This window comes from Ruegeria sp. SCP11, from assembly GCF_040329455.1.
GTDB lineage: Bacteria > Pseudomonadota > Alphaproteobacteria > Rhodobacterales > Rhodobacteraceae > Ruegeria > Ruegeria atlantica_E.
Genome location: NZ_JBDZYG010000029.1, coordinates 1 through 22753 on the forward strand (window position 1 = coordinate 1; position 22753 = coordinate 22753).

Annotated in this window: 16 protein-coding genes; 9 read left to right on the forward strand and 7 right to left on the reverse strand. The window is 54.1% G+C overall.

The window, feature by feature from the left end:
- Positions 1-770: 770 nt before the first annotated feature.
- Positions 771-2246, reverse strand: coding sequence for a tetratricopeptide repeat protein (locus tag ABLN94_RS24045; RefSeq protein WP_352997168.1), 1476 nt, complete (start codon positions 2244-2246; stop codon positions 771-773).
- 596 nt (positions 2247-2842) lie between these two features.
- On the reverse strand, positions 2843-3775 hold the full coding sequence (locus tag ABLN94_RS24050; RefSeq protein ID WP_352997170.1) for a LysR family transcriptional regulator: 933 nt from the start codon (positions 3773-3775) through the stop codon (positions 2843-2845).
- 112 nt (positions 3776-3887) lie between these two features.
- Between ABLN94_RS24050 and ABLN94_RS24055 the strand changes: the two genes are divergently transcribed.
- The 6 genes from ABLN94_RS24055 to ABLN94_RS24080 all read left to right on the forward strand — a co-directional run bounded on the left by ABLN94_RS24055 (position 3888) and on the right by ABLN94_RS24080 (position 11316).
- Positions 3888-4331 (forward strand): cupin domain-containing protein, encoded by a 444-nt coding sequence (locus ABLN94_RS24055; RefSeq protein ID WP_352997172.1) that lies wholly within the window; start codon positions 3888-3890, stop codon positions 4329-4331.
- A 31-nt stretch (positions 4332-4362) separates the two neighbouring features.
- The gene (locus tag ABLN94_RS24060) at positions 4363-5115 is read left to right on the forward strand and encodes a glutathione S-transferase family protein (RefSeq protein WP_352997197.1); all 753 of its coding nucleotides are present in this window, start codon (positions 4363-4365) and stop codon (positions 5113-5115) included.
- A 441-nt stretch (positions 5116-5556) separates the two neighbouring features.
- On the forward strand, positions 5557-6936 hold the full coding sequence (locus ABLN94_RS24065; protein ID WP_352997174.1) for a pyridoxal phosphate-dependent decarboxylase family protein: 1380 nt from the start codon (positions 5557-5559) through the stop codon (positions 6934-6936).
- 605 nt (positions 6937-7541) lie between these two features.
- The gene (locus ABLN94_RS24070; RefSeq protein ID WP_352997176.1) at positions 7542-8333 is read left to right on the forward strand and encodes a hypothetical protein; all 792 of its coding nucleotides are present in this window, start codon (positions 7542-7544) and stop codon (positions 8331-8333) included.
- Entirely contained in the window at positions 8330-10270 is a 1941-nt protein-coding gene (locus tag ABLN94_RS24075; RefSeq protein WP_352997178.1) for an MFS transporter, read from the forward strand. The genes ABLN94_RS24070 and ABLN94_RS24075 overlap by 4 nt, the downstream gene beginning before the upstream one ends.
- Positions 10271-10317: 47 nt before the next feature.
- Entirely contained in the window at positions 10318-11316 is a 999-nt protein-coding gene (locus ABLN94_RS24080; RefSeq protein ID WP_352997180.1) for an ABC transporter substrate-binding protein, read from the forward strand.
- 201 nt (positions 11317-11517) lie between these two features.
- On the opposite strand, the gene ABLN94_RS24085 is transcribed toward ABLN94_RS24080, so the two are convergent.
- Positions 11518-11982, reverse strand: a complete 465-nt coding sequence (locus ABLN94_RS24085; RefSeq protein ID WP_352997182.1) for an Lrp/AsnC family transcriptional regulator — start codon at positions 11980-11982, stop codon at positions 11518-11520.
- Positions 11983-12109: 127 nt separating this feature from the next.
- On the opposite strand from ABLN94_RS24085, the gene ABLN94_RS24090 reads away from it, so the two are divergent.
- Both ABLN94_RS24090 and ABLN94_RS24095 read left to right on the forward strand, forming a co-directional pair.
- Positions 12110-13060 (forward strand): aminotransferase class IV, encoded by a 951-nt coding sequence (locus ABLN94_RS24090; protein ID WP_352997184.1) that lies wholly within the window; start codon positions 12110-12112, stop codon positions 13058-13060.
- A 307-nt stretch (positions 13061-13367) separates the two neighbouring features.
- Positions 13368-15020, forward strand: coding sequence for an NAD-dependent malic enzyme (locus ABLN94_RS24095; RefSeq protein WP_352997186.1), 1653 nt, complete (start codon positions 13368-13370; stop codon positions 15018-15020).
- Between the two features lie 101 nt (positions 15021-15121).
- Here ABLN94_RS24095 and ABLN94_RS24100 read toward each other — a convergent pair whose 3' ends face one another.
- From ABLN94_RS24100 to ABLN94_RS24115, 4 genes are all read right to left on the reverse strand, one after another.
- Positions 15122-16318, reverse strand: a complete 1197-nt coding sequence (locus ABLN94_RS24100) for a YbfB/YjiJ family MFS transporter (protein WP_352997188.1) — start codon at positions 16316-16318, stop codon at positions 15122-15124.
- A gap of 360 nt (positions 16319-16678) precedes the next feature.
- Positions 16679-18238 carry a class I adenylate-forming enzyme family protein gene (locus tag ABLN94_RS24105; protein WP_352997190.1) on the reverse strand — a complete coding sequence of 520 codons (1560 nt, stop codon included), beginning with the start codon at positions 18236-18238 and terminating at the stop codon, positions 16679-16681.
- A gap of 313 nt (positions 18239-18551) precedes the next feature.
- A complete protein-coding gene (locus ABLN94_RS24110) occupies positions 18552-20015 on the reverse strand; it encodes an SLC13 family permease (RefSeq protein WP_352997192.1) in 1464 nt (487 codons plus the stop codon).
- Positions 20016-20167: 152 nt separating this feature from the next.
- The gene (locus ABLN94_RS24115; RefSeq protein WP_352997193.1) at positions 20168-21169 is read right to left on the reverse strand and encodes a LysR family transcriptional regulator; all 1002 of its coding nucleotides are present in this window, start codon (positions 21167-21169) and stop codon (positions 20168-20170) included.
- Between ABLN94_RS24115 and acdA the strand changes: the two genes are divergently transcribed.
- Positions 21151-22356 carry a 3-sulfinopropanoyl-CoA desulfinase gene (acdA, locus tag ABLN94_RS24120; protein WP_352997195.1) on the forward strand — a complete coding sequence of 402 codons (1206 nt, stop codon included), beginning with the start codon at positions 21151-21153 and terminating at the stop codon, positions 22354-22356. The genes ABLN94_RS24115 and acdA overlap by 19 nt on opposite strands.
- Positions 22357-22753: the final 397 nt, after the last annotated feature.

Consider the following 22753-nt stretch of genomic DNA (forward strand, 5'->3'; position numbering starts at 1 on the left):
CATGGTCTTCACTACTCGACCGTCAAACTCGATCACCTTTGGGTTAATGATCTTATCCAGGACAGTTCTTTGCCGCGCGAGGGTTCCGGACTCGTCCAACTCCATTAGTCGACTGTAGCCAACCATGTCGAAAGCCACTATTGCGGAAAGTCGTCTAATCTCATTTGACAAAGACGCCTTCAACCCGTTGCAAACTTAGTGTAATGGCATTTTGGGCCGCTGTCCTATCCCGATAAGTTAGGACGAAAATCCGTCCAACATGAACTCTTTCGTGTGCGGCTGTGGCAAGTTCCTTGAACATCTCAGTTGAAATGATTGTTGGTCAACTTGTCTGGATTTCAGGAATTGCAAAACTTTGGCGCCAACGTCCGGTTTGGGGCTGCTGCCGCCATCGACGCGATCCTCGCCCCATGACCTCCAAGAGAATGTGATGCCCCAGAATGACAATCCATGCGCTGCCTCGCAGCAAAGCGACTGCGAGCCCTGAGCCGCCGAACTTTGTAGCGCTCGCTGCGCAGAAACAGCCAAAAAGACGAGCGCGTCTTTCAATAAATTACAGACGTTCAGCCGGCCCCAGACGGTTGTTGGCAGCTTTGCAAGAATGAAGGTCCGCAATCGTTGCAATCTCCATCACACGTGACAAACGAGTTTTCTGTAAACGACTTGCTTACAGTGGCGGAAAAGCGATTGCACCACGCATGCCTTCCGGCGCGACGTTCGGCTAGCGTCGGCTAATTCACAGTGGTCACTTACCACATATTGACCACGCTCTATTCGAGTGCGGCTGCGCTTCGTGCTCGGTTCGGAGAAAGAAGCAAAGTAGCGCGATACGCGTCAGCCGCCTCATCTTTTCGATTCATTTGCGCGAGCATGTCACCCAGGAGTTCGCGAGCCGGTAACACGTGACCGGGCGTCACCGGGCTTTTACCAATCTCGTCTTCAAGATCGGCGGCCGCACTTTGTTGGATAAGGGCGACTTCCTCATCGCCTTCCGCCAGTGCAATCCAAGCTTCAACGGTCAGAATCTGTCCTTCAGTAAGCTTTGCCCAATAATCCTGCCCACGCTCCTTCATCGCGTCATGAAGGGCCTTGAGCTCCGCAACAGCAGTCTGAGCGGCGGCAACGTCGCCACTTCGCGCGGCCCCCAGCCCTTTTGCAAACCAGAGCATGACAAAGGTTTGTGGAAATTCCTCCCAGGGAATGGTGGGGTGCAAGTCGGGTGACAACGCTGCGGCCTCTGCCCACATATCTCGTTCAAGCAATAGCCTTACCGGCGCGGCTGCCAACGCATAGGCGGTGACAAAACTGACCTGATGATTGTCTATCGCATTGATCTCATCAACAAGCCGGGCCGCCTCGTCATACTCGCCAAGCTGCAAATGACCGTAGACCATGTAGTCTATGGCATGGGCATAATGGATCTGGATGGTATCACCGGACTGTTCGAGCGCCGCCCTGGCAGAGCGGCGGTTGAGATCAATCGACTTTTCCCAGTCACCCGTGCGCGTAAAGATATGCGCCGGCATGTGTAACGCATGCGGCGCGTTCGGGGCCGTTTTATCATAAATCTCAGCGTAAGGCCGTCCACGCTCTTTTAGAGGGGGATTGTCAAAGGCATGGATTGCGTAGTGAATGATACCGGGATGGTCTGGCTGCAACTGATGCAGTGCATCCAGCGTGTCTCCCACTTGGGCATTGACTTCGATCCGGTCTGGCCCGCGCGGTGCTGTCGCCAAACGCGCCAGCGCAGCAAACGCGGCGGAATCAATATTTTCGGGGTTTTCTTCGGCCGCAGCAATCTGCGCTTCGGCCCAGGCGCTGATCTGAGCGCGATAACCATCTTGGCCGGGTGCATAGAATGCTGCGGCAGCTGCGACAAGAGCTTCCTCAAGCGCGCTGTCGGTTGTCATGGAGGCAAGCTTTTCGGCTGCTGCCGTCCCCCTTTCTGTTTCAGCCTCGCTCGGCGTGCCGGGCCACAACGGATGGAAGTTCGCCATGGCGATGCCCCATTGTGCCATGATGCAGGAGGGATCGGCTTCAGCCGCCTGGTTGAAGGCCGCCTCTGCTTGAACATACATCATGTTATGTAAGAGGCTCAGCCCGTCGTTGAAAGCCTGATTGGCTTCTTGAGTACAGCTTGTTTGAAAACCCGGTCCCATTGCAACTGTGGGTGCGGGTGCGACCAAACACGCCGTACCGAGAAAGGCTACAAGAGTGGCGCGGGTTTTGCGGTGCAAATGTTGCATTCCTTTTCTCCAATATTGTGCCTGAAACGAAATTGAATGGGAGCATAGCTTGCCTGTATTCTACACGAATACGGCCAGCGTGTCCTGAATGCTGTCTGGACCCCCTGGGGGCCACTGCTTACAGCGGGATGAAAGCCCTCTCATACGAAACGGGAAAATATACGGCATCAGAAAAAGTGCTCGTGCCTAAATAAACGGCGCCATCGGCGACATGGTTGGCGGATCTCGCATATGTAACACCCGTAGCATCGCCCTCCCTTCGCATGTCAGCAAAGGGTTGCGACCAGCCAATCATGCAAGCCGCAGAGAACGGCAAGAATGAGCCCAACCCGTGAATTCTTTTTTCTCGCTGCATGCGCGCACAGCGCCATTTTTTTTGCACAGGCAAGAAATTCTATGTCGCGGCGCGGCGGCAAACCCAGCTATTCGTGAAACGCGCAGCAGTTTTGGAGGGGTGAATTTACAGTTCGCGGGACAATGCATTCGTTCGTTTCGCCCACGCGAATTCCTGTATAAGCTGGTTGAATCTATTTCGATTCTGTTAGTCGAAACATCAACTTGTATCTGTTCGACGGGCGCTGCGTAGTACAGTTTGATTAACTGTCTAAGTCCAACCCCTTCATTAATTCGAAGACTTGGCTACGCATCCAGGCCGCCATCGGGGCGTTGTCGGAACGCTTATGCCAGATGCCAATGATCAACGCAGGGTCAATATGCATCGGAGGTTCGAACACGTGCAGTCCGAATGTCTTGGCGACTTTCTTTGCAAGCTGCGCGGGCACAAGCGCAATGAGGTCGCTTTCGCTCACCGCGCGACAGACGCCACTAAAAACGGGCACGGTCATAGCAACCTGCCGCTGTCTTCCGACGCAACTAAGGGCAGCGTCGCCCATCGCGGCCAGATTCCCTTCGGGGGAAAACAACACGTGGTGGAGTGCACAGAACGTATCCATGTGCATCAGCGTCCCTTCCTGAAGCCCCTCAATCTTTGGATTTCCCTTGCGTGCGATAACGTGGAACGGCGAATGGAAGAGCGGCTCTCGATTGACCCAGTCCGGTAGTACCAAGTCCGGGATCAGCGCAATGTCAGCGTTGCGTAGTTCAAGACTGGCCACATAGTCATTCGGAACCAGATCAACCAGCTGCGCTCGTAGATTGGGCGCTGACTTTTGCAGGAGATCACCCAAAGGTGGCATCAGGAGTTCCGCAAAAAAATCGCTTGCGGCGATCCGGAAAGTGCCTTCAGCGGTTTGCGGATCAAAGGTAGCCGGTGGGGCTAGCAAAGCTTCCAGACGTTCGAGTTCTTCGCGCAAACCGGATTCAATCCTGGCTGCATAGTCTGTAGCAACCAAACGGTTTCCCTGCCGGACAAAAAGGGGGTCGTCCAAGGCATGGCGAAGACGCGACAATGCACCGGAGACCGCGGATTGCGACATCGCGAGCCTGTAGGCCGCCTTGACGGTTGAGCCTTCGCGAAAGAGAGCGTCCAACACTCGCAAAAGATTGAGGTCGAGTGTCGCGAAATTCACCTGGCCGATATCCTATATTAGATATTGCAGTTTGCCTGATAGGTTGGCCTTCGGATAGGCTTCTGTCAACGGAAGCGCTTTCGTTTCAATCCAATGCTAATGGGGAGAAACGATGAAGGACCTGGCCCAAATCGACGGAGCCATCGAATGGCTCGGCGTAAAATACAAAACCATCCTCGGCCCAGAACAGACAAGCGGCGCTATGTCCATCGTGGACAGCTGGTCCCCCGCGGGTAGCGGCCCTCCGCGCCATGTGCATCAATACGAAGACGAAACGTTCGTGGTCCTCACCGGCACATGCAGGTTCTGGTTGGAAGGCGAGGAGTTCACCGCAGGGGCCGGCGAAAGCATATTCATCCCTCGTGGCAAGGAACATACATTCAAGGTGACAGACGACGCACCATGCCGCCATCTCGTGATCCTGACGCCCGGCGGATTCGAAGGTTTCTTTTCCGACATGGCAGCCGGTCAGTGCCGTATCCCGGAGGACATGCCCGCCATAGAAGAGAGCGCCAAGCGGCACAACATGGCCTTCACCGGCCCGCCGTTGGATTGAACACATGACTTAGAAACACATCGTCTATCATATCCCCGTCTGTCCCTTCTCGCAGCGACTGGAAATCCTACTGGCGTTGCGGGGACTAACGGATGCCGTAGAATTTCGTGTGGTGGATATCACCAAGCCACGCGATCCGGAATTGCTAGCCAAAACCAGAGGGACGACAGCCTTTCCTGTGCTGGAAACCAGCGACGGTCGTATATTGAAAGAAAGCCTCGTGATACTGCGCTATCTTGACGAGGCTCTACCAGGGGCACCATTGCGCCGCAGTGATCCTGCCGAGCACGCCATTGAGTCGATGCTGATTGCCCGCGAAGGACCCTTCACAATGGCAGGCTATCTCTTTGTCATGAATCAGGATCAGGAGCGCCGAGATGAGCATTTGAAGAAACTCCTGGCGCTTTATCGAGACCTTGATGATTTCCTAGGTCATCATAATCCGACTGGCCCATTCTTGTTCGAAGACTTCGGTTTGGCAGAGGCTGTTTTTACCCCGATGTTCAAGCGCTTTTGGTTCCTTGACTACTATGAAGGGTTCAAACTTCCCGTGGGCAAAAACTATAACCGGGTACGAGCGTGGCGTGATGCATGCATGGTGCATCCCGCAACGGCGCAGGTGACCGAAGAAGAGATCGTCAAGCTTTACTACGACTATGCGCTTGGGGCCGGAAACGGTGCCTTGCCTGACGGCCGCAGCGTTTCAAGCTTCGCCTTCGAACCGCCTTGGCAAACAAGACCCATGCCCCCCAGGGAAAAGTATGCGGCGACAGCCACCGACTAAGAACTGGGACTTGTCGCCTGACTAGGTCGTAGATACTCAGTACCGGACATTTATGCGCCGCGCGGCATTGGACAAAATGGGCTCGGAGCTGCCTGATGCCAATGCAGCGTACCCACGGTTCGGAGCCCCGCCGGCCCAGCCGTTCGCTAAAACCTCTATGTTCTTGTTTCTTAGGTGCTCTGGTCGACCCCGTGACATTCGCGCTTCGGCAAGAGTCGTTCATGTCTCCCGCCGCGAATTCTGGCTGCGAGCCCAAAGCGACCGTCCTGCATTCCTGTTTTTCGAAACAACGCGAGTACAAAAGAGGGATGACGATCCGAATGCTCAACGGCAACTGAGGTGTCGAAGTAACCCCGACCGAAGCCGGAAGTGGTTGCTGCTACAATCCAGTCAAATTTGCTAACGTCACACCATGTCCGTGGGCAGCGAAAGGGGGTCGCCATGCAAAGCCTTGAACTTTCGAATGATGAGCTTTCAAGCCTTGGGAAGATCGCTCTGCATCTCGCATTGGACTACTGGTCATCGGTCGATCAACGTCCTGCCTTTCCCTCAACGAGCGCGCGACAAACACTGGAGTGCTTTAGCTGCGATTGGGAAGAAGATGGTGCCGGGGCCAGTGTTCTGGAAGATTTCCGGACAATCGCCGAGCATGCGCGGCCTTCGGGCGCCAGGTTTTTTGGCTACATCGTAGGTTCGGGGGAGCCGGTTAGCGCTTTCGGAGATTTGCTGATCTCAGCGCTCAATCAGAACGTGACAGCGTGGCGGTCGGCACCCGCGGCAACGGTCATCGAGAAATCTGTCATTCAATGGTTGGCAGACGCCGTTGGATGCACCGGATTCTCAGGCAGCCTGTGTGGGGGCGGCTCTGTCGCGAACCTGATGGCTCTGGCCATGGCTCGGGAAGCGAAATTGCCAGCAAACGAAACAGGTGTGCAACCTTGCGTAGTTTACACTTCCGAACAGGCGCACATGTCGATCCCAAAGGCGATTGCGCTGCTGGGCATTGGTCGTACCAATCTGAAAATGATCCCTGTCGACAAAGACATGAAGATGCGGGTCGACCTGTTGGAAGCGTCCATTGCCTCTGATCGAAAGAACGGACAACTGCCAATCGCGATCGTAGCCACGGCCGGCACGGTCAATATCGGAGCGATCGACCCGCTCCCCGAACTGGCAAGGCTGGCCCAAGCGGAACAGCTTTGGCTACACATTGATGGTGCCTACGGTGGCCTTGCAGCCCTTGCTTCCCCGGAAAAATTCAGGGGAGTGGATCAAGCAGATTCTGTATCGCTTGATGCCCACAAGTGGCTTTATCAACCGCTTGATTGCGGCTGCCTCCTTTATCGCGACCCTGGTATTGCGCGCCAGACTTTCTCATTTTCGGGTGACTACGTTAAGACGTTGGATGCAGGCCCGGTTGAAGGTTTCGCATTCTTCGAGGAGTCAATTGAGCTATCTCGAAGGTTTCGGGCTTTGAAGCTTTGGATGTCGCTTAGGTATCATGGGAAGGCAGCGTTTCGGGACGCAATCGCAAGTGATCTTGAGCACGCAAAACATTTGGCTTCCAACATCGAAGCTGATCCCGACCTCGAGCTTGCTGCACCGGTTAATCTAAGCGCAGTTTGTTTCAGGCACAGGAGAAAGGACAATCTGGCCCTCCTTAAGCGCGTTCTAGCGCGCGGGCGTGTTTATTTGTCGAATGCGTCAATTGATGATCAATTTGTCCTTAGGGCGTGCTTCGTAAATCATCGCACGACCATGGAAGATGTCCGCGAAATCGTTTCGGAGGTCAAAGCTGCGGCGGATGAATTGGAGGGTTGATCGCTAAATGTCAGCGTAGTTCGCTCCTCGATAGTCGGTCCAGATTGCAGCGAAAGGGCGGTCTGAATTCCGCGCCTCAGAGTTGTTTTGATTGGCCGGTCTCGCGACACCGGCTGCAACGCAGCGATGAGCGTGCCGCACCCGCAAGTGAATGCTGCGTCAGCAAACACCCGGAAGGGCAATGGCAGAAAAGTCCGCAAGCCGGTCGTAGCCAAGATTTGGGAGAGCGACCGCTTTTGGTGAGAGCGGTCGTGCCTGTTCGAAACTCCGAGTTTTCGGGGATGAACGTCCGTTCAAAGCCGCTAATCGGTCATCTGAGTAAATCCGTTAGGTGACAGCGTTGAGCCCAAACCGGCTATCAAGTTTCCTCGCGATGCCCTTGGATTTGCAACCCGCAAGTATTTCATCTGTTTTGTATTTTTTCTCCGGCTTGCAGGTGAACTCGGTTGACCGGGTTCGAACGACCTGCGGCGACTGATTTCGCCGGTTGGGGGGAATGAGTTTCTGGTAGACTTGATTACTGCGCTTCAATTGTCGTTAATTGGTTGTGCTATCATCATTTTTTTTGTGATCGGTTCGGCCGCAGGGTTCTTGGAGCAAATCGCATGGGGCTAGTGGGTAGAATACTGGCGGTTGTCGCTTCCGCGAATCTGGTTGTCCTGTTCGTATTTGTCGGTCTGGCAACCCTGCAGTTTGAGGCCATACTTTCCAATATGGTGCGGGAACGTTTGGTCGTTTTGGCAACGCGCACAGCTGTTCCGTTCAACTCTGTCGTAGATTTGGGGTTGCCTGTCTCGTCTGTTCGAAACGCTCTTGCTGTTTTGGAAGCCGCCAAACAAAGCGACCCAGCAATTGAGGACATAACCCTGTTTTCATTGGGCGGTGAAATCGTCCACTCCACATCTGATCAAAACACTAAGGTTGTTCCAAGTGCATGGGTTTCCGCCTTAAGCGACCCAGAGGCCGGAGGCGTCTTTCAGATCGATGAACGGGCAAGCTTTGTGACCGGAATAGACGTAGGCGAGCTAAGTGCACCCTTAGCTCGGCTAGCGATTAAGTACTCTAACGCGCAGGCGATGGATCAGATGCGGGCTATGGTAGCAAAACTATCGTTTGTGGCCGGGTTGCTTATGATAGTGACCATCTTGATTGGAGCATTGGTTCTACGTCTTGCATTGGCTGAGCACGTCCGAATTATCGATGGCATACTAGCAGCCTACAATCTGTTCGAGCGATCATTCTGGCGGGCATCCAACCCTGACAAGGACAAGCCAAAAGACGTAGATGGGCTTGGAATCTCCAGCGCTTACTTTTGGGATCAGCTGTGGAAATCCGAGCGGATATACGAGTCGGAACGAAAGAGTGTCTGCCCCTCGGATAAAGGGGGCGACTCTTGAACACGCAAAAACAACACGGAAGACTGGCTGCAGGTAGAGTCGTGGGATGGGTCGCGGCAATTGTATTGTTGTCGTTGACGCTGATGGCCTTTGCGGCTGTGCGCACATTTGAGGCCTCGCTTGAACCGGAAATGAACAAGCGGACTGCACTGATAGCGGCTACGGTTCGAGAAGAGATTGAACGAGCGATTGACTTCGGTGTTCCGCTGGAAGCCATCGGAGGCGCATCTGAGTATCTGGATGAACTCTTGAAAGAGTTTCCAGAGCTGGAAAAAATCATGTTGCGGTCCAATTCGGGGAGATTGATAGCCTCAAGCAGCAGAGGCGATTCAACGGGTACAGATGCACCCAATGAAATCAACACTTCACCGAACACTGTTTCGCTGTCAATTCTTCGACGAAATACAATCGTCGGTGAACTTACAATCGAAGCAGACCCTCGCTTTGTCAGATCAAGGCTTCAGGAAGTAATGCTAGACATCATCGTCGTCGGACTGGTTGCAATCCTATTAGCATTTGAAATCGTGCTGCTCGTTTCGGCAAATATGCTCGGGAAGCCATTGGACCGGATATTTACACTGATGGATGAACAGGCGGCAGCAAGCTTTCGGCATGTTTTACCGGCACGGGATGCGGGTGAGTTACGCAGAGTTGCGCGGAGGTTATCTGATCGCGCATTGCATGTTGCGAGGCTTAGAGGAGCTCAGGATAGGCTTTCAACTTTGCCGCAAGCCTATTTCGTGGATATCCGATTGCCGGTGTTTATCTTTTCAACTGCCACAGAAATCAGCGGCGCATTTCTTCCGCTCTATGCGCGGGATGCTGGTGGACCGGATTGGCTGACCTCGGAAATGGCGGCAACTGCACCACTAATTGCCTATCTTGTTGCGATGGCTTTGATGGCCCCTTTCGGTGGAGCGATTGCGCGTCGTTTCAACCCACAACGCCTTTTCTTGTCAGCTATTCCTATTACGGCTTTGACATTGGTTGGAGTTGGTTTGGGGCAGAACGCTTTGGTTATTGCATTTTGGCACAGTTGTATGGCCATCGTTTATGCCTTAGCGACGATTTCGTGTCAGGAATACGCGATCAAGACCGCTCCTAGGGACGAACTCACCCAAGCAATCGGTGGATTCTTGTTCGTAATTATCGGCGGAGCATTCTGTGGGTCTGCACTGGGCGGTGTTCTTGCGGACCGCATCGGAGCTTCGGGAACCTTTTTCTTTGGAGCAGGTTTGGCGGTGTTGTCAGGACTAATTGGTGCGAGGGTTATTTCTGGCCACGTTTCCTTGGATCAGGAAGTTACAACCACGCAATCAGACAAGAGCATTTGGACAGTGCTTACCAATCGCAGGTTTCTTGCGTTGACGCTTGGTGTGTCCGTGCCAATCAATATCGGGATGTCCGTCTTCATCTGGTATCTAACACCGGTTGTTCTTGAGGGCCAAGGTGTCGGAGTGGCTGACATTGGCCGGGTCGTGATGTTGTACTATCTTGCCCAACTTCTTTTGGGCCCAACCGTAGCAAGGTTTGCCGACGGGAAAGTTGGGCAGGTGCCGTTTTTGATCTTTGGCATCTTTATTTCCGGTGTTGCGATCTCATCCCTATACTTCTGGTCCGGGATTATGCCCATGATTATTGTCGTGACGCTGTTCGGCTTGGGGTACGCGATGTGCGACGCGCCCCAATATGCCCAAGCCATCCAAATTGGCGAACAGACCGGTGGAGCCGGTGGGGGTGAAAGAGCTTTGGGTGCCTTGCGTCTGATTGAACGTTTGGCGGCAATCGCAGGTTTGATTGCGAGTGTAATCTTGATACCCCGGCTCGGGTATTCGACCATCATCGGCGGCATTGGCGTGCTGATGTTATGTGGTACGCTATTCATGCTTGGTGGCGGAACTAGTCACAGCAAAACACCGGAAAACGTCTCTGAATAAACTGACTGAGGCAACCAGTCCAAATGGACTCTGGCGATGAGGCTGAAATGAAAAAACTCCACTATTTTGCATCCGCCCTTGCTGTATCGGTGTTGGCTTGTGGTTGGGTGCAAGCCGGCGAAAAAACAATATTCGGAATTTTCTGGGAAGGTTGCGAGCACGGCTGCCAGGGATTTATCGACGCAATAAAAAACAGTGAATTTGATGCTAAAGTCTTGATCAGGGATGCAATGCAAGATCGTAACAAACTACCCGAGTTCATTATTGAAGCCCGCGAAATTGACGCTGATCTGGTCCTTACATACGGGACCAGCGTTACATTGGGTGTGGCCGGTCAGATCAACAATAGAGAACCAGAAAATTTCATATCAAAGCGTCCGCTTGTTTTCATGTACGTTTCAGACCCTTTTGGAAGCGGCATCGCTGAAAGTTTTGAAGGCAGCGGTCGACCTCATGTAGCCGGAACATTTAATCGCGTTCCCGAAGCAGTAAACATCAAAACTATTCGAACGATTCAACCCGACTTTGACCATCTTGGAATACTCTTTAACATGAACGAGAGGAACTCTGCATTAAAGGTTAAGGAAATGGAGGAGCTGTCAAAAGAAATGGGTTTCGAATTGACAGCACTTGAAATTGATCCCGGGAATCAGAGTGTCCCTGACTCGGCTCTGATCCCAGGCAAGGTGGCCGAACTGGCCGACGCTGGCGTGGATTTCATTTATCTTGGGTCGAGTTCTTTCCTCAGGCTGAATGCAGATGTGTTCACAGGCGCCGCCGTTCAAAACGGATTGCCGATCCTCAGCCCCTATGAGGAAGTCGTCAGGGAGCAGGATGCGCTTCTTTCTGTGGCTGCGCGAGCGGCAGATGTCGGAGCACTTGCAGCGCAACAGGCATTGAAAATCCTGAGGGATGGGAAAGAGCCAGGGGATCTGCCAATCGCACGCGTTACCGACTTTGCATACGTGGTGAATATGGACGTTGCAAAAAAGTTGGGTATGTACCCTCCTATCGAATTGCTGCAAATCGCAGAAGTTGTCGAATAACGCCAGCGTATATCACTCTTTAATTACTGGACTATTCCTCACTAAATCGGCAGAAACTGCCTGCGCAGTTTTAGACGTCTTTCGCGCGAAAGTGGGACGACTGCTTAGTCCGCATAGCAAGCATTCACGTGAAATCCGCGAATGGGCGCATCGAGCCCAAACTAGCACCAACCATTCAGTGGCTTGCTTCTTCTCAATGCACTACAGCGGGACCTGAAGCCCCGCCTTTACCCGGTTCACAACAACGTTTGAATGAAAGCGGCGGATGTTTGGGTTATCTGTGAAGACCTGACGGCTGAATTCCTCATAGGCCGCCATGTCGGTCGAAGTGACAATCAGAATGAAATCGGTATGCCCGGTGACGTAATAGCATTGCTGCACATCATCAAGCGCCAGCATGGAGCGGCGAAATTCGTCCAGAAGGTCAGTGCGCTCTCGCTCCAACTCAACCTCAACAATGAAGGTCATAGGGCGGCCCACTGCCTTTGCGGACAACACGGATATGTCGGCCTCAATGATCCCCTCCTCCCGGAAGCGTTTCATGCGCCGCTGCACCGAAGACCGCGAAATGCCTATCTGATCTCCCAACTCATCAGACGACAACCGGTTGTTTCGCTGGAGGATACCAAGAAGCCTTTTGTCTGTATCGTCGAGAGGATATGGCATTCTGTTCGATCCCACCCTTGAATTTGATGCGTTTTGCTCGAAGAGCTTACCCTAATGGGGTAAATTGCCCAGAATTTTCCCATACGCTCAACCTAGTAAGCCAAACCCGTTCACTGAAAGCCCGATCATGAGCAAATTGCCTACTCTGTCCCAAAGATACATCGACCCTCGCAACTATCCCCCGGGGGTGGCCTATATGGACGGTCAGTACCTGCCAATGCAGGAGGCAAAGCTCTCAGTGCTGGACTATGGGTTCCTGCATTCGGATGCGACCTATGATGTGGTCCACGTGTGGAAAGGTGCCTTCTTCAGGCTGGACGATCATCTGAACCGCTTCTTTCGCGGCATTGAAGAACTGCATATGACCATCCCGTATGATCAGGCGCAGGTGGCTGAAATCCTGCACAATTGCGTTGCGCTATCCGAGCTGCAGAACGCCTATGTCGAGTTCATCTGCACAAGGGGAACTTCCCCGACCTTCAGCCGCGACCCAAGGGACGCCGAAAACCGTTTCATCGCCTTTGCCATCCCTTTCGGCTCGATCGCCAACAAGGAGCAGATGGAGCGCGGACTACATCTGGCGGTGACCAATGTGTTGCGCATCCCGCCAAGCTCGGTTGACCCCACCGTCAAGAATTATCATTGGCTGGACATGGTGAAGGGGCTTTATGCGGCCTATGATCAAGGCGCAGATACAGCGGTTCTGGTCGATGGAAATGGCAACGTGTCCGAAGGCCCCGGGTTCAACGTTTTCGCAATCAGGGATGGCGTGGTTTCAACCCCTGACACCAGCGTCTTGCTGGGAATTACGCGCCAAACCATCTTGGATATCTGCGCAGGGTTGGGCATCCAATGCCGCACGCAGGACGTGTCTGTCACAGCCCTGAAGGCCGCTGACGAGGTATTTGTGACCTCGACCGCCGGGGGTGTCATGCCGGTCACCAAGGTCGATGGGCAACCTGTCGGATCGGGTGATCTTGGAACTCTCTCGAATACCATCTTGGCGAAATATTGGGAAATGCATGACGACGACACGCTCCGAGATGTGGTGCCTTACCCGGAAGCAGCGGGGCTGTGATACCACACAAGCATTCTGCCGGTTCAGTCGAATGGCAGCTTCGTCCCGCGGTCCAGACCTCGTTTGGCCTTCCGGCTTTGCGCTTGCAGCGAATGTCTCCTCCGAAGGGCCTCACTGCAGCATCGCTAATCCTCGGGCAATGGCAGCAATGGGCCGAATGTTCGGGAAGGCTGTCGCCCGCGAGCATGCTGACCCAGTGCGGAAGGATGCGTTCACGTCGTAAGCTCGTTGCATTTGTTGTCGTATAATGCTGACCTTACCGGACAGATGCGTGCAACCTGTGCGTGCCGATCCGAAAGGATAGCCTATGGTCGATTCCAGTCCTACAAATTTGCAATACTTGACGAACCCACTCTTGAACAAAGGGACTGCCTTTTCATTGCGCGAACGAGAAGAACTCGGATTGATGGGTCTTCTACCGCCACACATCGAAACACTCGAAACTCAGATAGACAGGGCTTATGCCGCCTTTGAACGTGAGGAGACACCGCTGGACAAGCATGTCTATCTGCGCGATCTGCAGGATGACAACGAGGTTCTGTTTTACGCTCTATTGGTCCGGCATTTGTCCGAGATGATGCCGATAATTTACACACCCGTTGTGGGGGATGCCTGCAAGCGGTTCAGTGAAATTTACGACCACCCACGCGGATTGAACATTTCATACCCCGAGCGCGACCGGATTGATGACATACTTGAGAATGCCATCCTGCCCTCTGTCGAAGCTATAGTCGTCACCGACGGAGAGCGGATTTTGGGTTTGGGCGATCAAGGCGCGGGCGGCATGGGAATTCCGATTGGAAAGCTTTCGCTCTATACCGCTGCGGGCGGAATAAGCCCGTCTGTGACGCTCCCGGTGGTACTGGACGTCGGCACAAACAATCAGGAACGATTGGAAGATCCCCTCTATATCGGTTGGCGTCATGAGCGCGTCAGCGGAGATGATTATTTTGAATTTGTCGATCTTTTTGTACAGGCCGTAAAACGCAAATGGCCAGAAGTCTTGTTGCAATTCGAGGATTTTGCACAGCAACATGCGGCGCCGCTGCTTGCGCGCTATCGCGATCAGTTGTGTACCTTCAATGATGACATTCAGGGAACTGCAGCGGTAACCGCAGGCACCTTGCTGGCGGCCTCCGACGTTACCGGTATTCAGTTAAAGGACGCAACTATTGCGTTCCTCGGCGCGGGGTCTGCGGGAGTAGGCATCGCCGAGCAACTGGTCCAACTCATGGTCCGCCAAGGACTATCCGAGACCGACGCGCGCGAGCGCATCTACATGGTGGACCGGAACGGCTTGTTAACCGATGCGATGACAGATCTTCTGCCTTTCCAAAAGCAAATTGTCCAACCGCTCGCCAAAGTGGCGAGCTGGTCCGATGATAAGATTTCATTGCTGGATGTGATAAATCAAGCCAAACCCAACATTTTAGTTGGTGTCAGCGGTCAGGCGGGCTTGTTCTCGGAAGAGATCATTCGTGCGATGGCAGCTAACACTGATCATCCTATCGTGTTGCCCCTTTCGAATCCGACATCGCGAATTGAGGCCGTGCCTTCGGATATTATCCACTGGTCAGATGGTCGTGCAATGGTTGCCACCGGAAGCCCGTTTGATCCCGTTGTCTATAGCGGCAAGACACACCATGTCGCGCAATGCAATAACTCCTACATTTTCCCAGGCATGGGGCTGGGTGTGCTGGCGGTAGGCGCTCGCCGTGTCACTGACGGAATGTTCATGGCCGCCGCTGAGGCGCTGGCGGCTTTGTCGCCTGCTAAATCCGATCGCACCGCCAGCTTGCTGCCCGATGTTGAGGATATTCGCCAGGTCAGCAGAGCAATCGCATTTGCCGTTGGACAACAGGCACAGTTGGATGGCGTTGCGCCTAAATCCACAAGTGACGAGCTGAAAGCGGCAATAGATGCGAAGTTTTGGATCCCGCAATATCAGGAGATTGCCTGAAGCAGACGCGCGCTGGAGTGACCGGAGGCTTGTCTTTGCGAAATCAGAATCCACTGGGTCTGTTATAGGGAGTGAGATACGGCATCTGAGTGTGGTTCTAGTTATGACCTTTGCGCCGCCTCACGCCTGAGTGGCTTTTGCATCGCAGCGCAAAGGGCACCCACCAGCAAAACCGCAGAGGCAACGATCAGGCTGTCCCCTATTTCTCCGGTTATGTCCCCGATGACACCGGCCCCGATCGGCCCCAATGCCTGTGAGATGGCGAACACCACGGTAAAAAAGCTAATAGTTGAACCCCAATCCTGCTGTTCCACATTCTGGCGGACAAAGTTGGTTACTGCAGTAGGTGGCATAAAGACTGATAGTCCGAATACGAGTGCCGACAAAATCAACCCATATCCAGATGAAACCAGGATCGGTAGTGCCGAACCCAATGCGACCCCGCTTAAGATCAGTGCCAAGGGCATTCCGGAGGAATAACGAGCCAGCACCCCGCGCCAAACAAAAGGAGACGCCATAATACTGAACCCAAGAACCATCCACGTTGCGGTGGTCAACAGGACACTGGAATGCTGCTCCTTCATCCAGACAGAGATAAAAGTGACGTAGACAATGTAACCCAACCCGAATAGCGCATACCCGCCGAGTTCGCCAAGCATTCTGCGCACCGGGGGGATCGACGGCAGTACCGCGTCGTGCTCGGTTTCGTTCAGTCTGGTTGAAGCCCAAATCGAAAATGGGCAAATGATCAGGGCTGCCAACCCGACTCCGATCCACGCCCAGTCCCAATATTGTGGCCCGAACACGTCCAACATGCTCGGAAGGGTTGCGCCACACAATGCAATACCAAATCCACCGCCTCCGCCAAAGTACAACGCGATGGCCAACGCATTCTTTCGCGCGTCGCTCTGGAACAGCGATGCCGCCAGTACGCCGCCTGACACAAATGAAAGAGCACCGAACATTCCCACCAAGGAGCGACATGCGGTTTGCACCACGAGGCTCTCATCAAACCCGGTCGCCAAAAGACACAAAGCGGTCGCCACAGTGCCGACTGCGAACAAACGAGACGGTGAAAAATGCCGGATCAGTATAAGTGTTAGAATCGAACCCACTATATAGCCAATCGAATTGGCCGTATTTAACCAACCGGATTGAGTGAGACTCCAGCCAAGGCTACTTTTCATAGACGGCAGAATTAGACCGTATGCAAAGCGGCCAAAAGCGTTGGATATGCTGACTCCGAGTGCTAGGCCCAGCAATATAAACCACGGGTTTGCAGGTTTTGCCGCGGACATGAATATCCTTCCAGGTTGAACGGTCACCGTGCCCCAATGCGTTTGGTTGTGCAATCCCAACCGATCTGCCCACGCGGCCTGGGTTCAATTGATTAGCGACTGTTCGAAGATTGAGGAGGGCAGCCTTGGAACGGCGCAGTGCCTCAAACACAACCTGTGCTGAAGAAAAAGATGAACATCTTCCACGTCTGCGCGCACGAAGATTAAGGTGATATATCTCCGCATTCGAGACCAGTATCGAGCACGTAAAGGACAAACGCATTCGGGCAGAATGGACGCCTCCCTTAGCTCGGCGCCTGTGGCCGTCACAAACCATCCCATGGCAAGAAGCCCGCAACTGTGATCCGACCGGCTGGGCCGTCACACCACGTGCGCTGCACCGCTTTCTTCCGCTGCCAGCCGTTTCAACGCCATCCGGTCAAGCTTGCCGCCCATGGTTAACGGTAGTGTATCAACTTCGCGAACCACGTCCGGAGCCTTGTATCCAATCTGCTCTCGCGCAAAGTCGATGATCTCTCCGGCGCGCACCGGTGGTGCCCCTTCAACCAAGCTCACAAAGGCCCAAACATCCTCGCCATGCATTTCATCTCGGACCCCAACCGCAACCGCTGCCGCGACTGCGGGGTGTGCTGTCAACGCATCTTCTACCTCTGCCGGGCTGATGTTCGAACCGTCATGTACTATGATCTGCTTGCGGCGCCCCCGGAACCAGAAATAGCCATCCCCATCCTGCCGCATCAAATCGCCTGTATCGAGCCAGCCATCCCGAAATGCTGCTGCTGTCGCCTCCGGATTCTTCCAATACCCAGTCATCATGGTCGGGCTCTTCACCCAATGCCGACCGTCCACCCCAACGGGCACCTCCTCACCGGCTTCGTCGCGAAGCACCGAGACATAGCCTGGATTGTTTAATCCAACTGCGCCTGCTTTCTCGGAACCGCCATGGGTATTGGAATGCGACGTACCCATTTCCGTCATTCCATAAAACGCCCCAATTGGCACACCAGCCAGCGCGCCGAACGCATCGACCAACGTCTGCGAGGGTTTGTCTCCACCAGCCATCATTGTTTTCAGGGACTCGAAGTCTTCGCGCAGCGCCCCGTGCCCCGTGACCAAAGCCGTCAAAGGTGCGGGTAAAATCTGCGCCACTGTCGGCCGCGTCTGCCTCAAAAGCGCCAAAAGCTCGTCCGGTGAAAATTGTCGCGCAATACTTGTCTTGGAGCCCGCCCAAAGCCCTGCAAAAGTCAGTCGCAATCCGGCGGTGTGCGAAATCCAAGACGCCGGCAACACCACGTCCTCGGGCCCCAACCCTAGCCCCCGCGCATTGCTTGCCACCATGTATCCCATGCTAGCATGGCTGTGCGTAACACCCTTTGGCTTGCCCGTGGTGCCTGAGGTGAAGAATATGAAAGCCGGAGCCTCAGCCCGAACCTTTGGCAGTGTTCCTTTACCCTCTGCATTCAGCAGATCGTCAAAGGCGAGTGCTCCGTCCACTTCCCCTGCATAGACAATCACACCCTTGGGCAACCGCGCCACTCCCGGGACTGTTGTCACATCCCTTACCCGCTCGCCATGCACTAACAGAGCCGCCGGTGTTGCCAAACCCAGTGCATAGTCGATATCCGGGGCTGAATAGCGATAGTTGAGCGGCATCGCCACAAGACCGGCCCGCATACAAGCCAGGTAGTGGATTACCAGCGAAGCGCGGTTTGGCATAATGGACGCCACTCGATCCCCCGGTTCGAGCCCCAGGTTCAGATATTGCAACGCCAACCGCGTACAGGCGGTATCCAGTTCCCGCCAAGTCAAAGCCCCGTCCAATGCGTAAAGCGCAATCGCCTTGGGATCCGCTGCCAACCCCTGGCGAAAAAGGTTTGTTAAATCCGCAGGTGCGGCCAGCGGTGGTCCGGCTACCGACATGCACTTCTCCTCAAAACAGACCACTTCGGCACCTACACCGCGCCACCCAGACCCCAGCGAGGATGCCGACCTACTTACCTCAATGGCTAGGCAACGAGATGAATCCAATCCCGTTATCGATTGGTCGCTGGATCAAGCATACTGTATCGATGTCTATCGCCAATAGCGAACGACGGAGACATCCGCGATGTGTGAGTTCGTTACTCTTGAGACAATGCGCCTGCGACGAATGTCCGCTTCGGGAAATCGCGCTGCACCGCGGCGCCACGCGACGCGATGAACGGCAGGTTTGGGCCGTTATTTGCCTGAGTTACTACCAATCCAAAATGGGTTGATAGACAAAGTTGACCGTTAGAGTGCACAGGGCAATGCCGCACAAATTGAGCCAAAACCCTGCCCGCGCCATGTCGGTGATTTTAAGATCAGGGTTCGAAAACACAATCGCATTCGGGGCCGTTGCGACTGGCATCATGAAAGACATATTGGCCGCAAGCGCGGCCGGCACGGCCAGTAAAAGCGGGCTCCAATCGAATCCGACAGCAACGGCAGAAACCACCGGAAGTATCGTTGCGGCCGAGGCTGGATTCGACATGATCTCGGTCAGAAAGACCATCATCGCAACGACTAGAAACACCATGGCTAAAACCGTGATGTCAATTGCAGACACCTGTTCTCCGATCCAATCTGCCAGCCCGGTGATCTGAAACGCCAAGGCCACGGCAAGTCCACCTCCGATCAGGATCAATACGTTCCACGGCAATTTCACAGCGGTTTCCCAATCCAGCGCGAACTTCGTCATATCCGCGTTTGTCGGGGTCGCGAAAAGCAACAAAGCTGCGATCAATGCTACGCCGGTATCCGTGATTGGCAATCCGGTGAAATGCGTTATCTGGTCCCCGAAAATCCAACCGGTTGCGGCTAGAACAAAGACCACTGCAACGGTCTTTTCCGCGCGGCCCATCGGCGGAAGCCGTTCCCGTTCAATGCGAACTGCGTCGGCAAGGTCATTTTCCATCAAGCCGTCGCACCGAAACATGACAAAGCTCAACAAGGCCCAGGCGATGAACAACATTACTATTGTCACCGGAAGACCGATCATCAGCCAGTCAACGAACTCGACCGTTATGCCGTATTCGCCGGACATGATCGTCGCCAGCAAAGCATTGACGGGTGATCCGATTAACGTGGCCATTCCCCCAATCGATGCGCTGTAGGCCACGGCAAGCATAAGGCCGACAGAAAACCGGCGCAGCTCATCCGAGGCCGCAACTTTGCTTTTAATGAAGTCGATGACAGACAGTGCAACTGCATACATCATGATTGTTGCGGCCGTATTCGTGATCCACATTGACAGGAATGCGGTGGCAATCATGAAGCCCAGGGTCAGATTGCGTGGCCCCGTACCGGCCCTTGAAACGATTGCTAGCGCGATGCGCCGATGAAGGCCGACAGCTTCAATCGCCATGGCCAGCATAAACCCACCCAGAAACAGGAATATGAGGGGATGGCCATAGGCCTGCGTGACCGTACCAATCTCGGCAACTCCGGCGAGAGGCATGACGACAACCGGCAGTAATGCGGTGGCGGCTAGTGGTATTGCCTCACTAAGCCACCATGCAACCATCCACGCCAGCAAGGCCAGCAACGTCCAGCCCGCCTCGGACATTCCAGGCGGTGTATCGAGCGAACGAACGAGAAAAAACAGTATCGGGCCCGACATTAGCGACAGAAACACGCGCCAACGGGAACGGACAGACTGGACCTGAAGCTCCTGCATGATACCAACCTTCGGAGTAACAATCCCGACGATATTTCTACGCAGCACTCATGGCCGCGCCTTGTGTCAGACTAGGGCAATCGTCTGGCTTATGTCATCTGCAGGTTTTTTGTTTGGGTGTTGCCGGCGATAAACCAAACGATTTGACCAGCTTAAATTTCCGCGTTTTCCAGACCGGTTATGCTGGCCTCAAGCAGTGCCTTCAGCTTTGGGCGCCATATTTCTGTCAGGGCGTCTTCCCGTGTTACCAACGAGATGTTGCGAAACAACGGCTGCGGCTTACAAGGTAGGACAAGAACCTGATCAGCCCCATACCGCAATACGTCTGTTTTTGGCAAAAGCGCGTACCCGATCCCGCTTTTTACGCAGTTTACGATGGCTTCGATACTGTCGAGGATAATCACTTCCTTCGACTTTAATTGCATTTGATCGCGGTATTGGGCGATCAGCTTGCCGATGCCCGACGACGGAATGAAATGCAAGAAAGGATGTGACCCGGAAAGTCCGGATAGTCCTTTCATCTTGCTGTCCAGCGGCGCCGCGACCACCATTTCTTCTTTGATCAATATTTCGCAGCAAAGATCAAACGTCGCGTCTGCGATTTCAGTTACAATTGCCGCATCCAGTTGACCGTTCCGGACCTGTTCGCACAAAGTCTCTGACAATCCGGTGCTCGTGTTTAACATTGCTTTTGGAGCCAGTCGCGCTGCGGTTCTGAGAAACAAGGGTAGGATGCGCGCGGCAGTAGAGGGGACAAACCCGATCCGGTAAGTTCCAGTCAGTTGGTCGGTGGGCACACATCTTGATTTCAGAACTGAGTAGGCATCAACTATTGTCTTGGCGTCCTGAGCAACTCTTATTCCGAGTGGCGTAAGTTTGGGCGGCCGATACCGACGATCGAACAACGTTGCGCCGAGCTCTTCTTCCAGCGATTTCATCTGCATGCTGACAGCAGACAGCGTCATGTTGCGCACTTCTGCGGTTCGGGAAAATGAGCTGTGTTGGGCAATCACAACCAGTGTTTCGAAGGCGGAAATTTGCATAAATTCAATAAATCTTAATTTAAGAACAAAGTAAATTCGATTGAAAATAACATGCGGGCCCTCACATAATTGTGAGCAAAGAGGATGACCCAATGCTTGATCAGGGAACAAAGACGTATCAGGAAATCGCTCGTGAACTGGCTCCCGGATTTGCCGAACGCGCCGGTCACTGGGACCAAACCGGCACCTATTGCTGGGAAAACGTACGTGAACTGACCGATGCCGGGCTTATGGGCATGACAATTCCGCCCAGGTTTGGAGGGCCAGGAGCTTCATACCTTGACGTGGTTTTGGCCGTCGAAGAAATCGCCAAAGCCTGCGCATTGAGCGCCCGGATCGTCGTTGAGGCCAATATGGGCGGCATCAGCGCGATCATGGCCTATGGCACAGATGAGCAACGAGACTTTGTGGCCCCGCTGGTCCTGTCGGGGGACAAGCCTGCAATCTGTATAACTGAGCCCAACGCCGGCAGCGCAGCGACCGAGATGCAAACGACGGCCCGACGTGTTGGTGGGAAATACCTGATCAACGGCAGCAAACACTGGATCACCGGTGGCGGCGTTTCGAAGCTCTACCTGATTTTTGCGCGGGTTCTGGATGAAGACGGAGCCGATCTGGGGATCACCGGTTTTCTGGTTCACTATGATCCCGAAAACGGTATCGCCCCCAAAGGGTTCGATGTGGTCGGGCGCGAACGGACCATGGGGCTATGCGGAATGCCCGAAACTGAGCTTCGTTTTACCAATCTGGAAGTTGACGCGCGTTTCGCTCTGATCACGCCATCGGGAATAAAACGTGGCTTTGCCGATCTGATGACCGCCTATAACAGCCAGCGTGTCGGGGCCGGAACGGTGGCCATGGGAATTGCAGCGGGGGCGCTAGAGCATGCGAAAAGATACCTGCGCGAGCGTCATCAGTTCGGTCGCCCCTTGCAGGAGTTTCAGGGTCTTCAATGGATGCTTGCAGACATGGACACGGCGGTCCATGCGTCCCGTCTGATGTTGCACGAAGCCGCTGGAACTCTTGGATCGACTGGGTTTCCCGACATGATGATGGCAGCCCGGGCAAAGGCCTTTGCGTCTGAACAGGCGATCAAAGTCGTCAACGATTCCTTGCAGGTATTTGGAGCGCGTGGATACGGTGCGCAGGAGCCGATCGAACGCATGTATCGCGACGTGCGTATGTTCACCATCGGCGGTGGAACTGCGCAGATCCTGAAAACACAGATGGCAGGTAGTTTGTTGGGCATTAAAACGCCGCAAACGAGGGACGGGTACGCAAAGCTGGCTACGAGTTGATAGCTTCAGACCGCACGACTGCGAATATTAGGCATCATGAGGTGCCTGGCGCAGATACCATGTCAAACCCGAGGCTGACTTCGATCCCATTTTGCAGATGCAGCGAATGGCAGCAAAGTGGGTACTGCGGAATTTCGTTACCTTGTCCAGTGACCGCTTTGGGCCGTCCAAGATGAGCCAACCCGCTACGCCACTACAGATGCTGCGCTGCCTCTGAGGTCGGTTGTGAGCCCAAACCGACCAAGATTAAAAGAGGCTCGCTTTGCACATGCAGCATTTCGACAAATTTGTAGACCGCCCTCGGGCGACGTTCATCCGAGATTTGAGTTGCCGTGCAGCGGCATGAGAATCAGTTGTTCAGTCCGGCTGTTTTCATCCACGGCCACGATATGTCGGG

Excerpts from the sequence above, each read along its gene's own strand:
- ABLN94_RS24045 (WP_352997168.1), bottom strand. The coding sequence starts at position 2,246 with ATGCAACATTTGCACCGCAAAACCCGCGCCACTCTTGTAGCCTTTCTC.
- ABLN94_RS24055 (WP_352997172.1), top strand. The coding sequence starts at position 3,888 with ATGAAGGACCTGGCCCAAATCGACGGAGCCATCGAATGGCTCGGCGTA.
- ABLN94_RS24065 (WP_352997174.1), top strand. The coding sequence starts at position 5,557 with ATGCAAAGCCTTGAACTTTCGAATGATGAGCTTTCAAGCCTTGGGAAG.
- ABLN94_RS24070 (WP_352997176.1), top strand. The coding sequence starts at position 7,542 with ATGGGGCTAGTGGGTAGAATACTGGCGGTTGTCGCTTCCGCGAATCTG.
- ABLN94_RS24080 (WP_352997180.1), top strand. The coding sequence starts at position 10,318 with ATGAAAAAACTCCACTATTTTGCATCCGCCCTTGCTGTATCGGTGTTG.
- ABLN94_RS24085 (WP_352997182.1), bottom strand. The coding sequence starts at position 11,982 with ATGCCATATCCTCTCGACGATACAGACAAAAGGCTTCTTGGTATCCTC.
- ABLN94_RS24090 (WP_352997184.1), top strand. The coding sequence starts at position 12,110 with ATGAGCAAATTGCCTACTCTGTCCCAAAGATACATCGACCCTCGCAAC.
- ABLN94_RS24095 (WP_352997186.1), top strand. The coding sequence starts at position 13,368 with ATGGTCGATTCCAGTCCTACAAATTTGCAATACTTGACGAACCCACTC.
- ABLN94_RS24100 (WP_352997188.1), bottom strand. The coding sequence starts at position 16,318 with ATGTCCGCGGCAAAACCTGCAAACCCGTGGTTTATATTGCTGGGCCTA.
- ABLN94_RS24105 (WP_352997190.1), bottom strand. The coding sequence starts at position 18,238 with ATGTCGGTAGCCGGACCACCGCTGGCCGCACCTGCGGATTTAACAAAC.
- ABLN94_RS24110 (WP_352997192.1), bottom strand. The coding sequence starts at position 20,015 with ATGCAGGAGCTTCAGGTCCAGTCTGTCCGTTCCCGTTGGCGCGTGTTT.
- acdA (WP_352997195.1), top strand. The coding sequence starts at position 21,151 with ATGCTTGATCAGGGAACAAAGACGTATCAGGAAATCGCTCGTGAACTG.